Source organism: Gelatiniphilus marinus (assembly GCF_042684345.1).
Classification (GTDB): domain Bacteria; phylum Bacteroidota; class Bacteroidia; order Flavobacteriales; family Flavobacteriaceae; genus Gelatiniphilus; species Gelatiniphilus marinus.
This window is the reverse complement of record NZ_JBHULK010000002.1, coordinates 655,061-679,838: the sequence shown is the minus strand read 5'-3', so window position 1 is coordinate 679,838 and position 24,778 is coordinate 655,061. Positions and strand designations below refer to the sequence as shown.

24 protein-coding genes are annotated in these 24,778 nt (G+C 35.3%); 11 read left to right on the top strand and 13 right to left on the bottom strand.

Annotated elements, in window-relative coordinates; translation table 11 throughout:
- Nucleotides 1-352: 352 nt before the first annotated feature.
- Nucleotides 353-2,506 carry a TonB-dependent receptor gene (locus ACFSQS_RS08175; RefSeq protein WP_388016857.1) on the bottom strand — a complete coding sequence of 718 codons (2,154 nt, stop codon included), beginning with the start codon at nucleotides 2,504-2,506 and terminating at the stop codon, nucleotides 353-355.
- Nucleotides 2,507-2,747: 241 nt separating this feature from the next.
- Between ACFSQS_RS08175 and ACFSQS_RS08170 the strand changes: the two genes are divergently transcribed.
- Entirely contained in the window at nucleotides 2,748-3,242 is a 495-nt protein-coding gene (locus ACFSQS_RS08170; protein WP_388016854.1) for an RNA polymerase sigma factor, read from the top strand.
- A gap of 4 nt (nucleotides 3,243-3,246) precedes the next feature.
- Entirely contained in the window at nucleotides 3,247-3,876 is a 630-nt protein-coding gene (locus ACFSQS_RS08165) for a hypothetical protein (protein WP_388016851.1), read from the top strand.
- Between the two features lie 267 nt (nucleotides 3,877-4,143).
- Here ACFSQS_RS08165 and ACFSQS_RS08160 read toward each other — a convergent pair whose 3' ends face one another.
- Both ACFSQS_RS08160 and ACFSQS_RS08155 read right to left on the bottom strand, forming a co-directional pair.
- Complete coding sequence (locus ACFSQS_RS08160; protein ID WP_388016848.1) at nucleotides 4,144-4,965, bottom strand: GNAT family N-acetyltransferase; 822 nt, start codon at nucleotides 4,963-4,965, stop codon at nucleotides 4,144-4,146.
- A 169-nt stretch (nucleotides 4,966-5,134) separates the two neighbouring features.
- The gene (locus ACFSQS_RS08155; protein WP_388016845.1) at nucleotides 5,135-5,725 is read right to left on the bottom strand and encodes a pseudouridine synthase; all 591 of its coding nucleotides are present in this window, start codon (nucleotides 5,723-5,725) and stop codon (nucleotides 5,135-5,137) included.
- 273 nt (nucleotides 5,726-5,998) lie between these two features.
- On the opposite strand from ACFSQS_RS08155, the gene ACFSQS_RS08150 reads away from it, so the two are divergent.
- From ACFSQS_RS08150 to ACFSQS_RS08120, 7 genes are all read left to right on the top strand, one after another.
- A complete protein-coding gene (locus ACFSQS_RS08150; RefSeq protein ID WP_388016842.1) occupies nucleotides 5,999-6,763 on the top strand; it encodes a ParA family protein in 765 nt (254 codons plus the stop codon).
- A gap of 3 nt (nucleotides 6,764-6,766) precedes the next feature.
- Nucleotides 6,767-7,678 carry a ParB/RepB/Spo0J family partition protein gene (locus ACFSQS_RS08145; RefSeq protein WP_388016839.1) on the top strand — a complete coding sequence of 304 codons (912 nt, stop codon included), beginning with the start codon at nucleotides 6,767-6,769 and terminating at the stop codon, nucleotides 7,676-7,678.
- Nucleotides 7,668-8,288: a DUF5683 domain-containing protein gene (locus ACFSQS_RS08140; RefSeq protein WP_388016836.1), complete on the top strand. Its 621-nt coding sequence runs from the start codon at nucleotides 7,668-7,670 to the stop codon at nucleotides 8,286-8,288. The genes ACFSQS_RS08145 and ACFSQS_RS08140 overlap by 11 nt, the downstream gene beginning before the upstream one ends.
- A 35-nt stretch (nucleotides 8,289-8,323) precedes the next feature.
- Nucleotides 8,324-9,028, top strand: a complete 705-nt coding sequence (dapB, locus tag ACFSQS_RS08135) for a 4-hydroxy-tetrahydrodipicolinate reductase (protein ID WP_388016833.1) — start codon at nucleotides 8,324-8,326, stop codon at nucleotides 9,026-9,028.
- A gap of 103 nt (nucleotides 9,029-9,131) precedes the next feature.
- Nucleotides 9,132-10,715, top strand: a complete 1,584-nt coding sequence (lepB, locus tag ACFSQS_RS08130) for a signal peptidase I (RefSeq protein WP_388016830.1) — start codon at nucleotides 9,132-9,134, stop codon at nucleotides 10,713-10,715.
- A 109-nt stretch (nucleotides 10,716-10,824) separates the two neighbouring features.
- Complete coding sequence (locus ACFSQS_RS08125; RefSeq protein WP_388016827.1) at nucleotides 10,825-11,448, top strand: WbqC family protein; 624 nt, start codon at nucleotides 10,825-10,827, stop codon at nucleotides 11,446-11,448.
- On the top strand, nucleotides 11,448-11,756 hold the full coding sequence (locus ACFSQS_RS08120; protein ID WP_388016824.1) for a DUF6122 family protein: 309 nt from the start codon (nucleotides 11,448-11,450) through the stop codon (nucleotides 11,754-11,756). Before ACFSQS_RS08125 ends, ACFSQS_RS08120 begins: the two co-directional genes overlap by 1 nt.
- 53 nt (nucleotides 11,757-11,809) lie before the next feature.
- Here the strand turns inward: ACFSQS_RS08120 and ACFSQS_RS08115 are convergent, their stop codons facing one another.
- The 8 genes from ACFSQS_RS08115 to ACFSQS_RS08080 all read right to left on the bottom strand — a co-directional run bounded on the left by ACFSQS_RS08115 (nucleotide 11,810) and on the right by ACFSQS_RS08080 (nucleotide 18,935).
- Complete coding sequence (locus tag ACFSQS_RS08115; RefSeq protein ID WP_388016821.1) at nucleotides 11,810-12,832, bottom strand: endonuclease/exonuclease/phosphatase family protein; 1,023 nt, start codon at nucleotides 12,830-12,832, stop codon at nucleotides 11,810-11,812.
- Between the two features lie 29 nt (nucleotides 12,833-12,861).
- The gene (locus ACFSQS_RS08110; protein WP_388016818.1) at nucleotides 12,862-13,218 is read right to left on the bottom strand and encodes a four helix bundle protein; all 357 of its coding nucleotides are present in this window, start codon (nucleotides 13,216-13,218) and stop codon (nucleotides 12,862-12,864) included.
- 73 nt (nucleotides 13,219-13,291) lie between these two features.
- Nucleotides 13,292-14,140, bottom strand: a complete 849-nt coding sequence (locus tag ACFSQS_RS08105) for a rhomboid family intramembrane serine protease (protein WP_388016815.1) — start codon at nucleotides 14,138-14,140, stop codon at nucleotides 13,292-13,294.
- A gap of 1 nt (nucleotide 14,141) precedes the next feature.
- Nucleotides 14,142-14,984 (bottom strand): rhomboid family intramembrane serine protease, encoded by an 843-nt coding sequence (locus ACFSQS_RS08100; RefSeq protein WP_388016812.1) that lies wholly within the window; start codon nucleotides 14,982-14,984, stop codon nucleotides 14,142-14,144.
- Nucleotides 14,985-15,128: 144 nt separating this feature from the next.
- A complete protein-coding gene (gene mutL, locus ACFSQS_RS08095; RefSeq protein ID WP_388016809.1) occupies nucleotides 15,129-16,979 on the bottom strand; it encodes a DNA mismatch repair endonuclease MutL in 1,851 nt (616 codons plus the stop codon).
- 7 nt (nucleotides 16,980-16,986) lie between these two features.
- Nucleotides 16,987-17,265 carry a riboflavin synthase subunit beta gene (locus tag ACFSQS_RS08090; protein WP_388016806.1) on the bottom strand — a complete coding sequence of 93 codons (279 nt, stop codon included), beginning with the start codon at nucleotides 17,263-17,265 and terminating at the stop codon, nucleotides 16,987-16,989.
- A 397-nt stretch (nucleotides 17,266-17,662) separates the two neighbouring features.
- Nucleotides 17,663-18,148, bottom strand: a complete 486-nt coding sequence (gene ribH / locus ACFSQS_RS08085; protein ID WP_388016803.1) for a 6,7-dimethyl-8-ribityllumazine synthase — start codon at nucleotides 18,146-18,148, stop codon at nucleotides 17,663-17,665.
- Between the two features lie 19 nt (nucleotides 18,149-18,167).
- Nucleotides 18,168-18,935 (bottom strand): tetratricopeptide repeat protein, encoded by a 768-nt coding sequence (locus tag ACFSQS_RS08080; RefSeq protein WP_388016800.1) that lies wholly within the window; start codon nucleotides 18,933-18,935, stop codon nucleotides 18,168-18,170.
- 139 nt (nucleotides 18,936-19,074) lie between these two features.
- On the opposite strand from ACFSQS_RS08080, the gene recF reads away from it, so the two are divergent.
- A complete protein-coding gene (gene recF, locus ACFSQS_RS08075) occupies nucleotides 19,075-20,154 on the top strand; it encodes a DNA replication/repair protein RecF (RefSeq protein ID WP_388016797.1) in 1,080 nt (359 codons plus the stop codon).
- A 492-nt stretch (nucleotides 20,155-20,646) separates the two neighbouring features.
- Here the strand turns inward: recF and rimO are convergent, their stop codons facing one another.
- Nucleotides 20,647-21,948, bottom strand: coding sequence for a 30S ribosomal protein S12 methylthiotransferase RimO (rimO, locus tag ACFSQS_RS08070; RefSeq protein WP_388017227.1), 1,302 nt, complete (start codon nucleotides 21,946-21,948; stop codon nucleotides 20,647-20,649).
- A 138-nt stretch (nucleotides 21,949-22,086) separates the two neighbouring features.
- Here rimO and ACFSQS_RS08065 point away from each other — a divergent pair, with 138 nt between their 5' ends.
- Nucleotides 22,087-23,163 (top strand): serine hydrolase domain-containing protein, encoded by a 1,077-nt coding sequence (locus ACFSQS_RS08065; RefSeq protein WP_388016794.1) that lies wholly within the window; start codon nucleotides 22,087-22,089, stop codon nucleotides 23,161-23,163.
- Between the two features lie 509 nt (nucleotides 23,164-23,672).
- Here the strand turns inward: ACFSQS_RS08065 and ftsY are convergent.
- Entirely contained in the window at nucleotides 23,673-24,626 is a 954-nt protein-coding gene (gene ftsY, locus ACFSQS_RS08060) for a signal recognition particle-docking protein FtsY (RefSeq protein ID WP_388016791.1), read from the bottom strand.
- Nucleotides 24,627-24,778: the final 152 nt, after the last annotated feature.

Below are 24,778 nucleotides of genomic sequence, written 5' to 3'. Positions count from 1 at the left end.
TAACATTCCATTCGTTAACTTAAAGCTAAAAATTGCCAATGGCGAAGTAACAAGAACACTTTATACCAATAAAAATCCTGATACGTCTATTGATTTTATAAGGGTTATATCTACTTCTCTTAAAGAGAATTATTATGTGGTAGTTCCTGCATCAAACACAACGGAATCTGCAAACTTTAACATTAGCATTGAAAATTCAAATTTTAATTAAAAAACTACTGCCAACAACCTACAAACTTAATTGCTAGATTTTAGCACATTTACGAATACCAATGTGTGGAGACTCATGTATTTTCCAGCTTAGTAATTATTTGCTAATTTTAGTACTTAAAACTCGCTAAACTAGCCTTTCTTACAAATTATCCAACTGGTTGCTCTTTTTATCTTCGCTAATCGTCCAAAAGAAACCCACAAAAAAGAATTGATCGGCCGCAGGTTGTAACGCCCTTCGTTCAAAATTACCGTTTACATTTGGCGTGTTGGCATATTGGTAGCCGTTAATGTTTTTAAACCCCAACACATTGTTTACCGAGGCGTACAGTATTTTTTGCGGACTTATTAAATAGGCCCAATTAATACTTAAACTGTTGTAGGCTTTGGTTTTATTGTTTAAAAAACCTGGTTCGTTAGGGTTGGTGTATGTTCTTCCAGAAGCAAAACCATAGCTAAACCCAACTTGACTGCGCCAATTGTTAATCCAGTATTTACCAATTACCGATAGGTTGTGTTTGTTCGCAAAATTTGGCTGTGCTTTTACTGTATAATTTCTGTAATTGCGTTTAGTATCTAAAAACGAATAGCTTAACCAATAATCGAAATTATTTATGCTTTTACTATCTCTCCAAAAGAAATCGATACCTTTTGCAAAACCGTTGCCTTTACTGTTATAGGTGCTATTGAAATCTGGAAACTGAGCATTAAACTTAACCAAATCGTCATATTTTTTATAATAGGCTTCGGCCCTAAAAAGTTGCCTATCGGCATTGTACTGATAGTTAAAAATATAATGTGATGTATTTTGAGGTTTTAAATTTTGATTAAACTTTAAAATATAACTCGATGGGTTTTGATAAAAATTACCGTAAGCCAAAGACAATTGGCTTTTCCCCGAGGTTTTATAGGCCAACGACAACCTTGGCGCCACTGTAAAATCTTTGAAAATCTCGGTGTATTCTAAACGCAAACCCGTTTTAAAGGCTAATTTTTTCGATATAAAAATATCGGCTTCGGCAAAGGCTGCCGCTATGTTATCGTTGTAACCATAAGTTACAGCACTAACCGAATCATCAGCATAGGTTTCATCAAAATCCGTTGCAAAATATTCCGCGCCAAAGTACAGTTTAAAGCGGTTGCTTATTCGGTTTTTAAATTTAAGTTTGGCGTGTATCGAGTTTTCAAAATCCTCAATATCACGATCCATAATATCGATTTTGTTGTTCCCATGGGTATAACTTACACCTCCAAATAGCGTCCAATTATCATTTAAAACCCCTTGATACGAGCCATTAAAATACAAATTTTTGTTCTTCAATTTAAAATCCAATCCTTCGCTATAATTAATATCTTCTTGGGTGAGTTCAAAATTTGTAGTATCAAAAGCACCGTAAAGTTTAAACAACCCAGAATCTGTTTTTTTACGAAACACCGCTTCGCCCGAAAGGGTTTCAAAAGGTTTTTTCCAATCGTTTCTATCGGGAAACAGCTCGATATAAGGTGCTAAATTAATATACGATGCATTAACACTAAGCGAGGTTTTATCCCATTTTTGGGTATTGCCCAAAGTGGCGCCAACGCTCATAATGCCAATATCGGTCTTTTCTTGGTCGGGTTCGTCAATGGTATTTAACAATAATACACTGGATAGCGCTTGCCCAAATTCGGCTGAATAACCACCCGTTGAAAACGTAATGCCATCGAACAAAAAAGGCGAATAGCGACCGCGCGTTGGTGTATTGTTTGTAGTTGGCGAATAGGGTGTAAACACACGAATACCATCAATAAAAATCTGGGTTTCTTCGGCTTCGCCACCGCGCACAAACAAACGGCCGTCTTCGGCTACCGTTGTGGTTCCGGGTAAAGTTTGCAAGGCGCCAACAAAATCGCCTAAAGCGCTCGCTGTTGTTACAACATCTAAAGGTTTTAGTACGTTAACTTTACTGTTATCGCCAGCTGCAAAGGTGCCAGCAGATAGCACCACGGCATCTAAAGTGTTTACATCTTCGCGAAGTTTAATGCTTAAATCTTTCATGTATAAAACATCGCCAACCATGGTAAAGGTTTCAAAAGACAAAAAAGATACAATTAAGGTTTTCGTGCCGGTTTCTTCGGTTTTAAAGGAGAACGAACCGTTATCGTTGGTGGTACTGCCATCGTAAGTAGCATCCAAATAAACGTTTGCCCCAACAATGGGCAAGCCTTTGGTATCGGTAACTTTTCCGTTAATAATGGTTTGAGCTGATAACTGACTTGTAATAATAACACTTAAAATTAATAATAGCTTTTTCATTTTTCAGATTGATTAATAATTTGTTCGTTTTTTGTTGATAAGCCAAATTTGAAACAAAACCCGAATTGAAAAAACTAATACTAACCGAATTGTAATTTTTTAATGATGAATTGAATAGATTTGATAATAAGTGAACTAAAAACGAAAAATTATTTTCATTTACCATCAATAAAATATTATTTTATGCTTATTGTAACAAATCAAATATTTAAGCTACTTATCTTGTAACTAAACCATCAAATTGAATAAAGAACTTGAACATAGTTTTGTTGAATTGCTGGAAAAGCATCAGAATATTGTACACAAAGTATGTCGATTATATACTAATAACTATGATGCCCACAACGATTTATTTCAAGAGATAACCATACAACTCTGGAAAGCTTACCCCAAGTTTCGTGGCGATGCCAAATTTAGCACCTGGATGTACCGCGTGGGATTGAACACCGCCATTACACTGTACCGAAAATCTAAGCGCAGGATAAGCACGCAGGATTTTGAAGGTGTTGCCTTTAAAATAAAAGCAGAAGATTACGACGATACCGAAGAGCAACAATTAAAAACACTTTACAAAGCGGTGCATCAATTAAACGACATTGAAAAAGCTCTCGTTTTCTTGTACTTAGAAGACAAGGATTACAGAGAAATTAGTGAAACCCTAGGTATTAGTGAAGTTAATGCACGTGTGAAAATGAACCGGATTAAAACAAAACTTAAAGCCATACTAAATCCGTAACGCTATGGATGAACTAGAATTATTAAAAAAAGATTGGAACAAGCCATCTGCCCAAAAAAAACTATCGGTTAAAGAGCTATACCCAATGCTGCACAAAAAATCGTCTTCCATAGTAAAGACGCTATTTTACATTAGCGTTGCCGAACTTGTATTTTGGATAGCAATAAACAACTTACCCTATTTTTCTTCCGAAGCATACAAAGACCGTTTAAGCACTATATTTAACGAGCAAATATATACCGCACTAAATATTTTTAGCTATGTAATTATCTTGTTTTTCATCTATTTACTTTACAAATCCCACAAAGCCATATCAGTTACAGACAGTGCAAAAAAACTAATGGAAAATATTTTAAGAACACGCAAGGTTATTAAATATTACGTTATCTATAATTTGGTTATGGTATTTGCAATGGCCGTAGCAGGTACAATTTACAGCATTAACCACGACCCAAAAATAGCCAGCAATTTTTCTCATTTTAGCGATAAGCAACTAGTAACTTTCGCCATATTATCTACTGTAATTATTGGTGTGTTTTTGGTTTTAATATGGCTGTTTTACAAACTTATTTACGGGCTACTTTTAAAACGCTTAAACAGCAATTACAAAGAACTTAAAAAATTGGAGGTTTAATTCTTTTGGGCGTTACCACAAGCCTTCCACTTCGCTCAGGGCAAGTGGTCGGGCTTTCACTACTCGCTTCCTCTCCCGAAGCGTCGGGATCGGCGAGCTCAAACACCCCGATAGCTATCGGGACGCTCAATCCCTAACGCGCATATTTGCTAACTTATGTTTTTAAATTAAAAGTTGTTTTGTTTTTGGAGAGGTTTGTTTAACGGCGAAACTATACGCTCGTACAGGCCTTAGGAGGCATGGCGAATAGTGTTTGTTGGCTACAGTTCATATATTCATTTCCATTTCATATTGATTAACAGTATTCGATAATCCAATTGAATTGATGAAATCTATTTTCTGGTTCAATCTTGTATCAACATTTATTATTTTTATAGAGTTTGAAACTTCCTTAATTCCTCTAAATAATCTATTCCAACATCCATCACTCTTTTTTAAAATCTCAAATTGTGCTAAATATTCATTCTTGGGATTTACAATAAAATAAGATTCGACCAAATTGCCTTTTATTAATTGATAGTATTTATAATCTCCATTTTTAAGAACTTCTGAATTAAAATCCCAAGAATATAAATCTTGATTTGGCATTTTTTTCCAATCAAAAGTATTATGGTCAACTTTATTCAACTCAATTTTTTCATTTGAATTTAATTTAATTTCTCCGCTGAAACAATTAAATTTTTTACAAATATCAAACCCAATGCTCTGGTAAGATTTTATTGCTTTAATATTTTCAACGATTACTTCTAAGGAACATTTTGTAACCCCACTATTTTTTAAATCTGGTATGGCAAAATCGTAGATTGATTTAACAATTCTTTTTCCTCTATATTCTGGAAGTACACCTGTCCCAGTATTAAATGCTATTTTTTTTCCATTTCGATTATCAATTGCATTTATTATAAATCCAACCAAATTTTCTCCATCAAACATTCCATAGGAAAGAGCATAATCAACCTTTGCCATTTCCCATCTATTTTTATAATAATTTTTGTCTGTGGGTACATTAAGATAATAATTCTCATAAGATTTAAAAAAGCAAGCAGCAATTATATCAAATTCTATGTTCTCTAATTTTTTTACTACCAAAATTTTATAGGTTATTAATTCTTAAATTGTAGCCAATTGAATTTGAATATCGATTGTTATAAATTATCGATATTCGATCGTTAAACAAAGTTCGACATTATTTCTGATTAAGTAAGGTCATACTTAAGTAAAATATTTCTCAATTCGTGGCTAAAAAGCCTGTTACAACCTAAAAAACCTCAAACCCATCAACCTCAACAACATCGCCAACCTGCATTTTACCAAGCTCAATACCCCCAACCCGAACGCGCACCAACCGCAAGGTGGGAAAACCAACCGCCGAAGTCATTTTTCTAACCTGCCTAAACTTGCCCTCGTTCAAGGTAATCGATACCCAAGAAGTTGGCCCGTGCCTAGCGTCCCTAATTTTTTTCGAGCGTTTTGGCAAATCTGGAGTTTCATTTAATTTAAAAGCCTTACAAGGTTTGGTTTGGTATTTTTTACCATCAAAACCAATTTGTACACCTTGTATTAATTTATTAACCGCTTCTGCAGAAATGTTGCCATCAACCTGCGCGTAATATTCCTTTTCCACGTTTTGGCTATTTACAGATGCACTTGTTTTACCATTGGTAGTTATTAACAGCAAACCTTCAGATTTTTCGTCCAATCTGCCAATAGCCATGGCATTTTCAGGAAAATCGAAAAGGCTTCCCAAAAACTTTTTAGACTGCTGTTTGCTAGAATTGCTAATAAACTGACTTAAAACTCCATAAGGCTTATAAATTATAAAATAACGATGCGTTTTGTTTGTAGCCATAAATTCATAAATTAAAATATACGCTCTAAAATTCAACCAAAAACATCGTTAATCAATACAAGCAAATAATATATCCCAAAAGCGGAAAAGTAATATATTTCACTACAAGAAACAACAACTTTTAACAGCATTGTTGCTTTAAACACATATTTGCAATCCTAATATTTAAAAAAAACAATACAAAAAAAGTGCCTGTTATGTAATGTTAACAACTTGAATTTCCAATACTCATAAATAATCGTATTTTTACGCTCAATAAAACCAAATCAACAAATGGGTAAAATCATTGCAATTGCTAACCAAAAAGGAGGTGTTGGCAAAACAACAACCTCAATAAACTTAGCGGCTTCTTTAGGCGTACTTGAAAAAAAAGTACTACTCATAGATGCCGATCCACAAGCAAATGCGACATCTGGAATTGGCATAGATGTAGAAACCGTAGAAATTGGAACCTACCAACTTTTAGAGCATTCTAATAGCGCAAAGGAAGCTATTGTAAAAACCGAGACACCAAATCTGGATATTATTCCGGCGCATATCGATTTAGTGGCTATTGAAATAGAACTTGTAGATAAAGATGCCCGAGAATACATGCTTAAAAACGCACTTGAAACCATTAAAAACGATTACGATTATATATTGATTGATTGTGCGCCTTCTTTGGGTTTGTTAACATTAAACGCCCTTACTGCCGCCGATGCAGTAATAATCCCAATTCAGTGCGAATATTTTGCTTTAGAGGGCTTGGGCAAACTTTTAAACACCATTAAAAGCGTGCAGAAAATACACAACCCCGAATTAGATATTGAAGGCTTGTTGCTAACCATGTACGATTCGCGTTTACGCTTATCAAACCAAGTAGTCGAAGAGGTACAGAAACACTTTAACAATATGGTGTTTCAAACCATTATACAGCGCAACGTGCGTTTAAGCGAAGCACCAAGCTATGGCGAAAGCATAATTAATTACGATGCCAGCAGCAAAGGCGCAACAAATTATTTAAGTTTGGCAAAAGAAATTATCAATAAAAACTCCTAAATTATGGCTAAGGCAACTAAAAAACAGGCTTTAGGTAGAGGTTTATCGGCACTTTTAAACGACCCGAGCAACGATATACAATCTGTTCAAGATAAAAATGCCGACAAGGTTATTGGCAACATTGTTGAGCTGGATTTAGATTTTATTGAAGTCAATCCGTTTCAACCACGTACCAATTTTAGCGAAGAATCTTTACAAGAATTAGCCTCTTCGGTTAAAGAATTAGGCATTATTCAACCTATAACCGTCAGAAAATTAGGCTTAAACAAATACCAATTAGTTTCTGGTGAGCGTCGTTTTAGAGCTTCAAAATTATTAGGACTGGAAACCATTCCTGCTTACGTTAGGATTGCGAACGACCAAGAATCGCTAGAAATGGCATTGGTTGAAAACATTCAGCGCCAAGACCTAGACCCAATTGAAATCGCACTATCCTACCAACGGTTAATCGACGAGATTAGTTTAACCCAAGAGCAAATGAGCGAGCGCGTGGGCAAAAAACGCTCTACAATTGCCAACTACTTGCGTTTGTTAAAACTAGACCCCATCATCCAAACCGGTATGCGCGATGGTTTTATCTCTATGGGACACGGGCGTGCTTTAATTACTATTGAAGACCAATCGATTCAACTCGATATTTACGAAAAAATACTTTCTAATAAATTATCGGTAAGAGAAACTGAAGGTTTAGTACGTAATTATAATAGCAATGAAAGTGAAAAAGAACCCTCAAAAAAAGAAGATATTGAAGAGGTACCAAAATTCATAAAAAAAGGAATTACCGCGTTTTCTGAATACTTTGGACACAAAATTGACGTTAAAGTCTCTAAAAACGGAAAAGGAAAAATAACCATTCCTTTTCATTCTGAAGAAGATTTTAATCGCATTAAAAAATTGGTTCAAGGTGCTAAATAAGCTTCTAACAACAGGGATATTTTTATTTTTAAGTTGCTTTTCAATATGGGCTCAAAATAAAGAAAATACGGAAAAACCCGAAGCGATTCCAGATGAAGTCGTAGTAGATTCCATTATAAAAATAAAAAAAACCATAAACCCGTTATCGCCTGCAAAAGCAGCATTTTACTCGGCAATCTTACCGGGTTTAGGGCAAGCCTATAACAAAAAATACTGGAAAATACCCATTGTTTATGCGGCTTTAGGAACCGGAATTTATTTTTACATAAACAACAACAACGAATACAACCGATACCGCGATGCCTACAAAAGCAGGCTGGCAGGTTTTACAAACGATGAGTTTTATTTAGATGCCAATGGTGTAGAACTAACTACACCAAGAGTTACCGATGATGGCCTAAGGCGCGCGCAAAAACTATTTAGACGCAATAAAGAAATATCGCTTTTGGTTACCGTAGGCATTTACGCTTTAAACATTATAGATGCCAATGTAGATGCGCATTTACTGCAATACAATATAGATAAAAACTTAAGCTTGGCACCGCATTATAAAATAAACGAAAGGGATGCCTCAAGCAATCTTGGTTTAACCTTAAATTTTAAATTTTAGCCCCTTAACGGGCATTAAAAAACAGCATGTAACAAATGGATATAGCTTTACTTGGATATGGTAAAATGGGAAAAACCATAGAACAATTGGCCATTAAACGTGGGCATAATATTGTTTTAAAAATTGATAAAGACGATAAAGACTACGATATAACCAAAGCCGATGTGGCTATAGATTTTAGCATCCCCACTGTGGCTTTCAACAATATTTCCAATTGCATAAACAACAATGTGCCCGTTATTTCCGGTACAACGGGTTGGTTACATAAATACAACGATGCCGTTAATTTATGCAAAGAAAAAGATGGTGCTTTTATTTACGCTTCAAACTACAGTTTAGGTGTTAATATTTTTTTTGAGTTGAATAAAACACTCGCTAAAATGATGAGCAATTTGAAGCAATACAATGTTAGCATGGAAGAAATTCATCACACCCAAAAACTAGATGCTCCAAGTGGTACAGCCATTACTTTAGCTGAAGGTGTTATTGAAAAACACGATAGATTTAATAATTGGAAGTTAGACGAAGGTGGAGAAAACACCATTCCCATAACGGCAAAACGTATTGAAAACGTACCGGGAACACATACTGTAAACTATCAAAGTGAGGTTGATACCATTTCCATAGAACACATAGCGCACAACCGCCAAGGTTTTGCTTTAGGTGCGGTAATTGCTGCAGAATGGATTGTGGGCAAAACAGGTGTTTTCACCATGAACCACGTGTTAAATATAGGTTAATCTTTTCCCGAAGTGTAACAGCTTATTATACTTTGCAACTAACTAAACTAAATACAAATAACCTCTCGACCGAGGTCGAGGTGGCAATTAAAAAATTACGATTATGACGCTAATGCAATGGTTTATATTCATTTTAATTATTCAAGTTATTCATGGTTTAGGCACATGGAAACTATACATTAAAGCGGGCAGACAAGCCTGGGAAGCTTTTGTACCTGTTTACAACGGTGTGGTTTTAATGAAAATAATCAATCGTCCTTGGTGGTGGATTATTCTGCTATTCTTACCCATTGTAAACCTTATAATGCTTATGGTGGTTTGGGTAGAAACGGCACGAAGCTTTGGTAAAAACACATACCTCGATACCTTTTTGGCCATTGTAACGCTCGGGTTTTACAACTATTATTTAAATTATGTTGCTAATGTAGATTATGTAAAAGACCGTAGTTTACAACCAAAATCGGGTTCTGGCGAATGGACCAGTTCCATTTTATTTGCCATTGTTGCGGCAACCATTGTGCACACCTATTTTATCCAACCCTTTACCATTCCGTCCTCATCTTTAGAAAAATCATTATTAGTGGGCGATTTCCTGTTTGTTAGCAAGTTTCATTATGGCGCCAGAATACCAATGACCACGGTTGGCGCACCCATGGTACACGATACCATTCCTGTTTTAAACAAAAAATCGTATTTGTTTAACGATCGTTTTGAAGAAAGAAAAACTTCGTGGATAAACAAATTACAACTACCGTATTTGCGATTACCCGGATTTGAAAAAATTGATAGAAATGAAATCGTTGTATTCAACCAGCCAGCAGACACGCTGAAAGATATGAATAATTTCACACCAGACAGAAACTACTACAAACCCATAGATAAAAAAACCAATTTGGTAAAACGCTGTGTTGGTATTCCTGGAGATTCTTTAGAAATTCGTGATGGCTTCATTTACATAAACGGAAAGAAAAACGAATTACCAGATAGAGCGCATTTACAGTTTAGTTACTATGTGCAGCCAAAAACCAATCAGTTCAACCCCAATTTTTTAAAAGAGCGTTACGATATTACCGATAGGTTTGGCATTGTAAACCAGCAAAACACCTATTATTTCCCTGCAATTTCTAATGAGGCTTTGGCAAAATTTAAAAACCATCCTAATGTAACGAGCATAACACCAATTAAAGCAGAAAAAGGTAAACGAGACCCCAATGTGTTTCCGCACAATCCCAACTATAATTGGAATATCGATTTTTTTGGCCCAATTTATATCCCCGAAGCGGGAAAAACCATTGATATTAATTTAGATGTTTTACCGCTTTACAAACGGGTTATTACCGAATACGAAGGCAACACCTTGCAAGTAAAAGGCAACCAGATTTTAATTAATGGCGAAGTTGCTAACAGCTACACATTTAAACAAAACTATTATTGGATGATGGGCGATAACCGCCATAACTCCATCGATGCCAGACGCTGGGGCTTTGTGCCATTCGACCATGTTTTGGGCAAACCCGTATTTATTTGGATGAGTTGGGACGGACTTAAAAACCCGCGTTGGGAACGCTTTTTTACAACCGTTCACGGCACCGGAAAAGCGACCTCTTACTTTATTCCGTTTTTAGTGCTTCTTTTTGGATACATTGGTTTTAATAAGTGGAGGAAACGCAAGAAAGCAAATAGTTAATTTGTTTAATTTTTTAATGCTTTGCCATTCCTGCGCAGGCAGGAATCTTATAAATTGAAACGTTATTTTATAAAGTGGATTCCTGCCTGCGCAGGAATGACAGCAACAAATGAACATTTTAATCCACCCCACATATTTCCCTAACATTGCGCATTTTGTTGCCATGGTGAAAGCTGAAGATATTACATTTGAAGTTGACGATAATTTTGTAAAACAAACCTACAGAAACCGTACTTATATTTATGGCGCCAATGGTAAACTAACGTTGAATATACCCGTAATCCATTCGCAAAAAAACCGTCAGAAATATAGAGATGTTAAAATTTTTAATGATGAAAATTGGCAAAGCCTCCATTGGAAATCGTTACTTTCAGCGTACAGAACGTCGCCTTTTTTTGAATATTACGAAGATGAGCTTCGGCCTTTATTTGAATTAAAAGCAGATTATATTTTAGATTTTAATTTGACATGTTTTGAGGTAATTTGCAATTGTTTGCAATTGGAACTAAACATCTTGAAAACCGAAACTTACCAAAAAACAGTTGAAGATAAAACAGATTTTAGACACTTAGTAAACGCAAAAAAAGAACAGCCCAAACCCTTTGAAACCTACACGCAAGTGTTTAGCAACAAGCACGGTTTTATTCCTAATTTAAGTATTTTGGATTTACTGTTTAACGAGGGCCCGAATGCCTTAAATTATTTAGAATCCCAAACTTTAGCTTCACAATAATGTTACAAACCTTTGCGCATTACGGCAGTCATTTTTTAATTCCACTTTTTGTGGCTTTGCTATTTTATAAATCCCGCTGGAAATATGCTTTTTTAGTTATGATTGCCGGTATGCTTATAGATTTGGACCATTTATTGGCAACCCCAATTTTCGACCCGAATAGATGCAGCATTGGGTTTCATCCGTTGCACTCCTATTTTGCCATTTTGTTTTATCTATTTCTTTTAATTCCTAAAAAATCAAGATTGGTGGCTTTGGGTTTGGTAATCCATATTTTTGCCGATGTGGTGGATTGTAGTTTTATGTAATAGTTTTCCAATAAGCAGATTGCCACAGTCGTCCCTCCTTTGCAATGGCATAACTATTCTAAACTCAATGTCGCCATAATAGGGTAATGATCGGAGTAATGTGCGTTATAAGCCTTAAACCCGTTTACATTAAAAGCATCATCAGTTAAAATAAAATCGATTCTAACGGGAAAAAATTTAAAATGGTAAGTGCGACCAAAACCATTTCCAGCTTCAATAAAGGCATCGTTTAAATCTCCTTTAATTTTTCGGTAAACATACGAAAATGCAGTATTGTTAAAATCGCCGCAAATAATCATTTTATATTGGCATTGCTTTTTATGCATTAAAAACAGTTCGGTTTGAAATTGCTGCATTTTAAAGGTGTTGCCAACGCGCTTAAAAAGCTTTTCTGAATTTTCTTTTTTAAGACTTTCGGCTTTGGTATTAATGCGCAAAGATTCTAAGTGAACATTGTAAATCCTCATGGTATCCACGCCCTTTACAACATCGACAAATATGGCGTTGTTGCCCGTATCTGGAAACTCGATGGAACCAGAATTTACAATGGGATACTGCGAAAAAATGGCTTGCCCGTACTTGTTTTTTTTTCCCGAAAGCTTTTCAAACTTGTACTTAAAAAAAGACCAATCAATGTTTTTATGCGGATGATATTCTTGAATACTTAAAATTTCAGGTGATTCGGTTTTAATAAAATCTATAATATCAGTTTCCACACTATCCTCAGGAATCCATTTATATAAATTAAATAACCTCACGTTATAATTCATTACCTTAAAATTATTCGGGCTCTCAATTTGCTTTGAAGACGAAAACTTATATAACGAGCCAAAAAACAAATAGCCTATTAAAAGCACAACAAACGATAGAATAAATTGCTTTTTAAGCTTAATAAGCCAGTATAAAAAGAATAAAGTATTACACAAAATAAGAAAGGCAACGCCCAAACTAAGCACAGATAGCACCGAAAAGCTTTTGGGTGGTGTAAATGGTAAAAGGTACGACAGCAAAAGTAATATAGCAAAAACCGCATTTATAAAGTAAATGATTTTATTTATAAAACTTAGTTTTTTCATAGTTTATGGTTGGTGAGAGATGACAGATGTTATTTTAAATTCTTTCTAAAAGCTAACTTCATATTCATTAGATAAAAAGATTCGTCATAATACTTTTCAAACTGATTTTGAGTTATATAATTTCTTCTATTTGCTTTATGCAAACAAGTAACTACTTCAGCCAATGAGCGAATAGGGTATCCAATAAACTTATTTTGCCCAGTATTAGATTGGCCAATAGAACCTTCAGAAACATTTAAAGCAACAGAATCTATAGCTCTTAATAATTGAGATGATAAATTACATATTTCTTTTTTAGTAAAATTTTCAATAAGCAAATTTACATCTTCACCCAAGTCCAATGCTTTTTCCCATATCAATAGTTTTTTAAACTTAAATTTGCTCATTTTTAATTTTTTATAGTTTTGTCGTTACCGTCTTTAATCTTCCGTTAACGGTCATCGGCCATCACTCAAAAACCTATTTTCCTGCCTTGAAAAGAAACTCCTTCTCTTCGGCCGTTAAACTATCGTAACCACTTTTACTGATTTTATCTAAAATAACATCTATTTTTTTTTGATTATTAAACTTATTAAATTCGCCTTTAGTATAACCACCAACTTTAGATTTATTTTTATGAACCGTTTTTAAAGGCGATTTTTTTGAGGGTTTAAACATCTTAACAAAAGCAGCAATAAACTTCTCGAAACCTTTGCCAATATCTTTTCCTTTTAATAATTGCTTAGCGTAATAATAGCCTAATAATGCGCCACCTAAATGCGCTAAACTACCGCCTGCGTTAAGGCCAAACAAACCCAAAACATCTAAAACAACTATAGCAGCACCAATATACCATAGCTTTAAATTAAAGGTAAAAAAGCGCACTTCTTGATTGGGCATATAGGCACAAATAAATATCAACAAAGCTCTAACAGCACCCGATGCACCAACTAAACTGGAAGTAGTACCAAAAAAATTGGGTAATAAAGCATAACCAAGCATAAATAATAAGCCGCCCGAAATAACCCCGAGAAAATAAATATTAATGGCCATTTTTGTACTAAACATATTTAAAAACATACGCCCTATAAAATAGAGCCAAAACATGTTAAATAGGATATGCCAAAAATCGGCATGCAAAAAAGCATAGGTAATAATGGCCCAAGGTTTTACAATAAATTCTAAAAAATCGCTTGGTAACTCTAACCAAGAAAAACTATTTTTAAAAATTAAACCGACAACAAAAACAACAACATTAATGGCTATTATTTTTTCTAATACATTAAGATTGGAAAGTTTCTTTTTTATGTCTTGAGAGAATGTGTTCATTTTAATACCAACGGTTTCTGTTAAACTGTGTTTTTTTCCAATACCACATAATTAAAAAGCCTGTTAATGCGCCACCTACGTGGGCGAAATGGGCGGTATTGCTGGGGCTAAAAAACGATTGCCCTGTAATACCAGAAATTAAATCCAGAATAATAATACCCGGGATAAAGTATTTGGCTTTTATTGGGATGGGCAAAAAGATAAGCATGAGTTCGGCATTGGGATTCATCATTCCAAATGCGGCGAGTATGCCCATAATACAACCAGAGGCGCCAACCATGGTGTTTCGTGCAATAACATTCATATCGAACATAGCTTTAAATTCATCTTGTTTTATTAAGCTGGGATCAAAATTATATTCGGCCAAAATTGGCATCATTTGCCTGCTCAATATTTCGCCTTTAATGTACTGCCCTTCGCTGGCATCAATAGAAACTATTTTACTAATCATATCGCTATTCATATTCAAATCCGCAATACCACTTAGCGCCGCGTAATAATCGAAATAATAATAGCCAACTTGCAAAGCCACAGCACCTAAGCCAGCAGAGAAATAGATAAATAAAAACCTTTTACTTCCCAGAACCTGCTCTACCGGTGTGCCAAACATCCACAATGCAAACATATTGAACAAAATATGCATAAGGCTTAAATTATTCAAATCAGCTCCACCGTGCATAAACATGTGCGTTATAATTTGCCAAGGCTGGAAGGCTTCGTTGGCTGGGAAATGCATCGCGAACAAGTCGTAAAACAATACGCCTTTTCCAACAAACAAAGTACCAATAAACATCAATACATTAATGATTAGCAAATGCTTAACGGTATTTGAAATTCTCATCATATCTTTATTCTTTCTTTTTCTTATTAAGACCTTTCGACTTGTTTTACAAGCTACTTACAATGAAAATATAATTCCATTTCAGTAATGCTCAAGGTTACATAATTACTGCACTTCGGCCTTCAGTCTTCAGACTTCAATCTTAATCTATATAAATTTTTTATCCAACTCGTCAACACTCATGGTTACAAATGTTGTTCTGTTGGTAGGCGACACATTGGGTTCTTTACAGGCAAACAAGCGGTTTACCAAATGTTCCTGCTCGTCTTTTTGTAATGATTGCCCAGTTTTTATGGCTAAACTTTTCGCCATCGATTTTGCCAGTAAATCGGTGGCACTAAAATGGGTATCGGGCACCTCGTTTTCCACATCGCTAACAAGCTGCTCTAAAATAATAGACACCTCGCTTTCGGGCACACTAACGGGCACACCAATAATTTCTACCAATTCTTTACTAACGTTGGAAAATATAAAACCTGTATGTTCTAAATCTTCTTTTAACTGATTAATAATTGCAATGTCTTGAACCGAAAAATGAAGCTGAAGCGGAAATAACAATTGCTGGCTTACAGCTTCTTTTACTGTTATGTTTTTTAGGAAATCTTCATATAAAATACGCTGATGCGCCCGATGTTGATCGATAACCAACATGCCAGATTTAATGGTACTCACTATGTATTTATTATGAAGCTGATAGGTGGTTTGAATTTTATCGACTTGCTTATCTTCACTAAATATATTGCCCGTAGATTCTTCACTTTCAAAATGAACCTCACTAAAATCCTGATGTGTTTTTGTGCCTTTCGATTCTAATCCCACATACAAACTCTCCCAACTGGCAACGGGTTCTTTTTTATAGGCCACCGTTCTTGCTTTAGATTGTGTTTCCTCTTGAAACGGGTTAAAGCTTCTATCGACCTCAATGGTTGGAGTGCTTGTGTTTTTTTTGATGTAATTATAGGGCGTGTCGAGGTTGGAGTCCCTATCAAAATCTAAAACAGGTGCTATGTTAAACTGCCCCAAACTGTGTTTTACCGCCGACCGCAATAAGGCGTAAAGCGTGTGCTCGTCATCAAACTTTATTTCTGTTTTTGTGGGATGAATATTAATATCGATAGTTTGCGGATCGACCGTTAAGTTTAAAAAATAGCTGGGGTGAGTACCATTTTTAAGCAAACCATCAAAGGCTGAGGCAATTGCGTGGTTTAAATAGGCACTTTTTATAAAGCGTTCGTTTACAAAAAAATACTGTTCGCCCCTGGTTTTTTTGGCGTACTCGGGCTTGCCCACAAATCCCGAAATTTTTAGCACCTCGGTATCTTCTTCAACGGGCACTAATTTCTCGTTGGTTTTAGTTCCAAAAATATTTACAATGCGCTGCCTGTAATTACTAATGGGCAAATTAAAGGTTTCGCTGCCGTTGTTGTACATGGCAAAACTTATTTTGGGATGTGCCAATGCCACCCGATGGAACTCATCGACAATATGGCGTAATTCTACGGTATTGGACTTTAAAAAATTGCGTCGTGCCGGAATGTTAAAAAACAGATTTTTTACAGAAATTGAAGTGCCTTTTGGCGTAACCACAACCTCTTGCGATACAACATTGCTACCTTCAATAACAATGGCATTGCCCACATCGTCTTGCTCTTGTTTGGTTTTAAGCTCTACATGGGCAATGGCGGCAATACTTGCTAAAGCTTCGCCACGAAAGCCTTTGGTGTGCAGCTGAAACAAATCGTCGGCTGTTCTTATTTTAGATGTAGCGTGCCGCTCGAAACTCAAACGGGCATCGGTAGTACTCATGCCTTTACCGTTATCAATAACTTGAATAAGGGTTTTACCAGCGTCTTTTACAATAAGTTTAATGGTTGCTGCGCCTGCGTCGATAGCGTTTTCCAATAGCTCTTTAACTACTGATGCTGGCCGTTGCACAACTTCTCCAGCAGCTATTTGGTTAGCAACATGGTCTGGTAAAAGCTGAATGATGTCTGACATAGTTATGTTAAGAAAAGAAAATAGATAAATCGAAATCGATGATAAAAAGGAATACCAAAATAAGAATAGCTACAATAATTAAAACTCGTTTATTGGCTTTTTTATCGGGGTTCTTATAATCTTCAAGGGCATTATTTAACTTTGTTTTAAAACCGTTGTTGCCGATGGTTTTTCTGTGCTCATCAAATTTGTGTTTAATTTCAAACGGGTTACCTTCTCCCTTATCATCAAAATACCGAGGTGTATAACTGAATTTTTTGTTTTTTCTCAATTTTAAAAGTCCCATAATTTCCAAAGTTTTGAAATCAAATGAATTTAGAATCCAATATATACATACAAATCAATAACAATACCAAAATTAGGATGAGCGTTCGGATAGAAATGCTTAAACCCCTCTTTGTTTTAGTACTTCGCTCTCGTTTCCATTTTGAAACAAAATCTTTTGCAGTGTTATCCTCTAATTTAGAATCGGCTTTGCTTTCTTCAGAAAACCGCGGTTTATAATTAAAGGTTTTATGTTTTCGCTGCTTAAACAAAATAAAGTTGCTTATTAATCAAAAATACTTAAAAACCGACAGAAAACAGAAGTTGAAATGCTAAAAAAAAATAAAAATTTAATAATTAAGTTTAAGCGGAGAAGCTCTGGAGTTTGCGTTTTTAGAAATTGGAATTTTAAAAAGAGCCTAACTATTTTTACGCAATACTGCCATTTTAATAGCAGCAACAGCAGCTTCGGTGCCTTTATTACCGTGTTTTCCGCCAGAGCGTTCTAGGGCTTGTTGCATGTTATTATCGGTTAGAACACAAAAAATTACGGGTGTTTCGCGTCTTACATTTAAGTCTTTTATACCTTGGGAAACAGCTTCGCAAACAAAATCGAAATGTTTGGTCTCGCCTTTAATAACACTACCTATGGCTATTACGGCATTTACCATTTGCTCTTGCATTTTTTTGGCGCCATAAACAAGCTCGAAACTTCCGGGAACATTCCAACGTACAATATTGTTTGGCAATACGCCATTTTCAATTAGCGTATCGTGGGCACCTTTGTAAAGGCCTTGGGTAATGGTATCGTTCCACTCTGAAACCACAATCCCAAACCGAAATTTGCTCGCGTTTGGGATTGTGCTTTTATCGTAATCGGATAGATTTTTGTTTTCCGTTGCCATAGTGTTATTAAACTAATAATTATTTATTGGCCAATACTTGCGCTTTGCCTATAAACACATCAACATTTGCCGCTTCGGTAGATGTTGCGTACTTTTCTTTAATGCTTTTAAAATGCGCCAAAGCCTTATCTGCTTGCCCCAAATCTAAAGCAATAATACCTGCTTTGTGCAAATACATGGGTGTAGTGTAGTTGTTATCTCGCAATTTAGCAGCTTGTTCGTAATAGCTTAAAGCATCTTCTTTTTGGTTTAACTGCACAAAGGCATCGCCAATATTTCCTTTGGCCAAAGCCGCTAAAATTTCGTCATCGCTTTTAAAATTACTTAAGTGCTCTACGGCATTTTTGTAATCCTTCAATTTTAAGTAGGCCGTACCGGCATAATAGCTGGCCAAATTAGCAGCTGGTGTTCCGCTGTATTCTGAAATAATATCCAACAGGCCATATTTGCCCTCACCACCGTTTAATGCCAAATTGAACAACGAGTCTTTAGCTACGCCATTTACGGCTTGATCAAAATATTTTTGCGCCTGAAACATATCGTTCATCGCATTTAATTGCTTTGGTTTTGCAACATATTCTTTATAGGCTAATGAACCTAAAACCACTGCGGCCACAAGCCCAACGATTATAAATATATATTTTTGGTTTTTTGCAACAAACGCCTCGGTTTTAGATGCCGTTTCGTCTAGCGTGTTAAACACCTCGGCTGTAGTTGAGCCTTCTTCTATGTTTTGCTCTTTTTCTGCTTTATTGTTTGCTTTATATTTTTTTTTGTAAGTCGCCATGAATTCGTTCTATATTAATGCGCCGCAAAAATATAATAATTCTTCATATTTAAAAGCCTATTTATTTGATATTTTTCAATAATTTGCACTTCCTTTTAAAGCACCACAGCTTCTCAACATGTTATAGGTTATTTTTTATATGGTTTTAAAATCGCTTTCTTTACTTAATTACAAAAATTTTGAGAGTAAGTCTTTCACTTTCAACACTAAAATAAACTGTATTGTTGGCAATAACGGCATAGGAAAAACCAATGTTTTAGATGCTATTTACCATTTATCTTTCGGAAAAAGCTACTTTAATCCGGTAGCTACACAAAACATTAAACACAACGAAGCCTTTTTTGTGATTAATGGCGATTACGAAAAAGACGGCAAAACCGAAAAGGTTGTTATTAGTTTAAAACGTGGCCAAAAAAAAGTAATAAAACGCAACGGTAAAGCTTACGAAAAATTTAGCGAGCACATTGGTTTTTTGCCCTTGGTTATTATATCGCCAGCCGATAGGGATTTAATTATTGAAGGCAGTACAACACGCCGAAAATTTATAGACAGCGTAATATCGCAAAGCGACAAAAGTTATTTGGCCCTTGTGATTAGCTACAACAAGATATTGGCGCAGCGCAATGCATTGTTGAAATATTTTGCACTTAACCACACCTTTAATGCCGATACCCTTGAGGTTTACAACGGCCAATTAACAGATTACGGCACTGCGATTTTTGAAAAACGAAACGCCTTTTTAAAAACATTTATCCCCATTTTTAAGGCGCGTTACCAAGCCATAAGCAATGGCAATGAAACCGTAGATTTAGTTTACCACAGCGATTTGTTTAAAAATAATTTAAACACGCTTTTACAAAACGCCTTAAATAAAGATAAAGCGTTGCAATACACCAGTATTGGTGTGCATAAAGACGATTTGTTGTTTAATATTGATGGGCATCCCATAAAAAAATTTGGGAGCCAAGGCCAGCAAAAATCTTTTTTAATTGCTTTAAAGTTGGCGCAGTTCGATTTTATAAAAGCACAAAGTGGGGTAAACCCCATTTTGCTCTTGGATGATATTTTTGATAAATTGGACGAACAGCGCGTCTCACAAATTATTAAATTAGTTGATGATGAAAACTTTGGGCAACTATTTATAAGCGACACACATGCCGAACGTACAGAAAATGCTGTAAAACAAGTGCATCAAAGTTATGAGGTTTTTAGGTTGTGATTTTTGAGTTTAGGCTGCGATGCTGTTTTATTCAAGGCTCCGATAACCAACAGAATTATAAATGTTTTTACTTATAGCTTAAATTAATTTGATAAAAAATCCGATAAAATGGATTTACAGACAAGAAAACCAAAACTTATCCTTGAGTTTTTAAAGATTCAAAGTGAAGATGCAATTTAACGACTTGAAAAAATCCTTAAAAAAGAAAACAAAAATGTAATTTTGGAAAACTAAGCAGTTCTAATTAAGGGAAACTTACAAGGCGACTTAACACCAATGACAATTAAGGGATTTAATTCTCGTATTGACAAATATATGGAAGATTCAATTAATGGCCGACTAACAGAATCTAACAAATTAAAAGCCAAGATTGATAAATGGAATTAAAATTATTTTAGACTGATATTTCTCAAAAACAAAAACCCGTTAAACAAACCTTAAATAAACCCAAAAAACCTCGGTATTAAAATCCGCTTATGGTTTTTCCCAATGCTAAACAACCTCTGCATAAAGATCAAAATCCTCAGCTTCAATAATTTTAACGGTAGTAAACTCACCCGTTTTTAAATAGGTTTTAGTGGCATCAATAAGCACTTCGTTATCAACATCGGGCGAGTCAAACTCGGTACGCCCAATAAAATAATTACCTTCTTTTCTATCAATAACCACTTTAAACTCTTGCCCTATTTTTTGTTGGTTCAATTCCCAAGAAATCTGCGATTGGATTTCCATAATCTGGTTGGCGCGGTCAATTTTTACGTCTTCGGGCACATCATCTTCTAAATTATAAGCATGTGTGTTTTCTTCGTGCGAATAGGTAAAACATCCCAAACGCTCAAAACGCATAGCGGCAACCCATTGTTTTAACTCTTGGAAATGTGCTTCGGTTTCTCCAGGATATCCTACAATAAGTGTTGTTCTAACCGTCATATTAGGCACTTTTGCCCTAAATTCTTGAAGTAATTTCGTGGTTTTTTCTTTAGTTGTTCCGCGGCGCATACTTTTTAAGATGGAATCTGATATATGCTGTAACGGAATATCCAAATAGTTACAAACTTTTGGTTCGCGATTCATCACTTCCAAAACATCCATCGGGAATCCTGTTGGGAATGCGTAATGCAACCTTATCCATTCAACACCTTCAACTTTTACTAAAGCTTCGAGTAATTCGGCTAAATTTCGTTTTTTATATAAATCCAGTCCGTAATAGGTTAAATCTTGTGCAATTAAAATGAGTTCTTTTACACCATTTGCTGCTAGTTTTTCGGCTTCAACAACTATCTCCTCAATAGGTGTGCTTTTATGTTTTCCGCGCATTATTGGAATTGCACAAAAACTGCATGGGCGGTCGCAACCTTCAGCTATTTTTAAATAAGCATAATTTTTAGGTGTTGTTGTTAAACGCTCGCCAATAAGTTCGTGTTTATAATCGGCACCCAAAGCTTTTAATAAACTTGGTAATTCGGTAGTGCCAAAATAAGCATCAACATTAGGGATTTCTTTCTGCAAATCTGGTTTATAACGCTCGCTTAAACAGCCGGTTACAAAAACTTTATCGACCTCGCCCGCTTCTTTTTTCTGCATGAACTCCAAAATAGTATTCACACTTTCTTCTTTGGCATTATTAATAAACCCACAAGTATTAATTACCACAATATTGCCTTCTTCTTCGTGTACAACATCTTTATTGTTGGCTTTAAGTTGCCCCATTAGCACTTCGCTATCGTAAACATTTTTACTACAGCCTAAAGTAACTACATTTATCTTATTTTTTTTTAGAGTTTTTGTGCGCATACGTTCTATAAATCTGGGCGCAAAGATACACATTACTTAACGATTTAAGATATCCGATTAACTAATTACGTTTAAGTATTTTACAGACTAATTAAACCTTTCTTATATTTACAGGTCTTAAAATGAAAACCTACTGCAATGAAAAAATTACTTTACCCTGTTCTATTTATAGTTATTTTGTTTTTTAATTGCACATCAAATGATAACCCAATTGATGAAATTCAACTAGACGATAAACTTTATTTTCCACCTTTAAACTCCAACACCTGGGAAACCATATCAATTTCCAGTTTAGGTTGGAACGAAAACGAATTTAAACCATTACTAAATTATCTTGAAGAAAAAAACACCAAAGGTTTTATAATTCTTTATAACGGAAAGATTGTTGTAGAGCGTTATATGAACCAACACGACTCTGAAAAACTATGGTATTGGGCAAGTGCCGGAAAAACATTAACTACCGCCATTTCTGGTATCGCTCAAAATGAAGGCTTTATTAATATAAACAACAAAGTATCAGACTATTTAGGAACCGGATGGACCAGTGCTACTTTACAAAAAGAAAATTTAATTACCTGCAAAAACTTGTTATCAATGGATTCTGGTTTAGATGACAGTTTAGGAGATAATGTTTCGAAAGAAAATCTTAAATACAAAGCAGATGCAGGCTCTAGATGGGCATATCATAACGTTTATGTGAAAATGCAAGATGTAATTTCTCAGGCTACAAATATACCTTGGAGCACTTATTTTAATTCTAAATTGAAAGATAAAATAGGAATGAATGGTGCATGGATTAAAAATAATGATTTTAATGTGTATTGGAGCAACACAAGAAGTATGGCTCGTTTTGGACTCATGATTTCTGCTAACGGCAAATGGGAAAACACCCAAATAGTTCCTGAGGCTTTTTTAAGTGAAGCAACAAATACGTCTCAGGACATTAATAAAGCCTATGGCTACATGTGGTGGTTAAATGGTAAAAGCAGCTTTCGTTTACCTGCTTCGCAAATTGAATTTCAGGGTGATTTAATATCGAATGCACCTAATGATATGTATGCCGCTCTGGGTAAAAATGACCAAAAAATATATATTGCCCCTAGTAAAAAATTAGTTATTGTACGCATGGGAAATTCAGCTAGTGATATAAATTTTGCGCGCTCTGATTTTGACAATGAATTATGGGCAAAACTAAATGCGTTTATTACTGAATAAAGCAGTTGTTTGCTGTTTATTTTCTATTTTAAAAGAAATATTGATTCCTTTTTCTAAATAATTCTTTAATCCGTTTAAACGGATTGCCCAACAAAATTATGAATGCTTAAAATTATGATTGTCCTTTTGCCAATTTATATGACTAAATTTAACTGAAGCACCTTCATCATTTGTTTTTAAATCGAAACCGAAAGTGGTTGGGTTCCAATAATCGTCAGATTTAGTTATTTTTAAATGAAATGATGCATTGCTTTTTACTTTTGAAACTTTAAAAAACCAATTATAATCAGCAGTAAAATTTAAGTTGTATTCTGAATTTAATTCTGGCTTGCCTAAAGATTTTAAAGTCCACCAATTATTGAGGTGTTTGGGCTTTCATAAAACATCAAAGACTTCTTTGGGAGATGTTTTAATTACTAATTATGAAAGATAGAATAACTTATAAATTGTCTATTAAATAGATTCCCTCCCGATAACTATCGGGATTCGCGGGAACGATAAAAAAGCCCTTACTTGAAAAACGAATCTACAAACTCAAACTTGTTAAAAACCTGTAAATCGTCAATACCTTCGCCAACACCAATATATTTTACAGGAATTTTAAATTGGTCCGAAATTCCAATAACAACACCGCCTTTTGCAGTACCGTCTAATTTGGTTACTGCTAAACTTGTTACCTCAGTTGCCGCAGTAAATTGTTTGGCTTGCTCGAAGGCATTTTGCCCTGTCGAGCCATCTAAAACCAACAAGACCTCGTTTGGGGTATCATCAACTACTTTTTGCATTACGCGTTTTACTTTGGTAAGCTCGTTCATTAAATTTACTTTGTTGTGCAATCGTCCTGCCGTATCAATAATAACTACATCGGCATCTTGGGTTACGGCACTTTGCAAAGTATCAAAAGCCACCGATGCGGGGTCGCTGCCCATAGATTGTTTTACAATTGGCACATCTACACGGTCTGCCCAAACCTGCAACTGGTCTATGGCCGCGGCCCGAAAGGTATCGGCAGCACCTAAAACTACTTTTAAACCTTGCTTTTTAAATTGATGCGCAAGTTTGCCAATGGTGGTGGTTTTGCCAACGCCATTAACTCCAACCACCATAATTACAAAAGGTTTTTTGTTTTCTGGAATTGTAAATTCAGTGTCTTCGCCAGAATTGGTTTCGCTTAACAAACCTGCTATTTCTTCGCGGAGTATTTTGTTGAGTTCGTCGGTACCTAAATATTTGTCTTTTGCAACACGTGCTTCAATACGCTCGATAACTTTAAGAGTAGTGTTTACGCCAACATCTGAAGACACTAAAACCTCTTCAAGATTATCCAGCACCTCATCGTCAACTTTAGATTTTCCGGCTACGGCCTTGGTTAGTTTACCTAAAAAACTGGACTTAGATTTTTCCAATCCTTTATCTAAGGTTTCCTTTTTTTCTGATGAAAATATTTTTTTAAAAAAACTCATTTATACTGTTTATTCGTTTGTTGTTAATTTGTTTATCAGTTGTAGTTCCTTTTTGCGTTAGGGATTGAGGTATTGTTGAAGCTCTTTTTGTGTTGTTGCACCTATGCAACACAAAAAAGCGACTGCCGAAAGCCCGCCCTCCCGATAGCTAT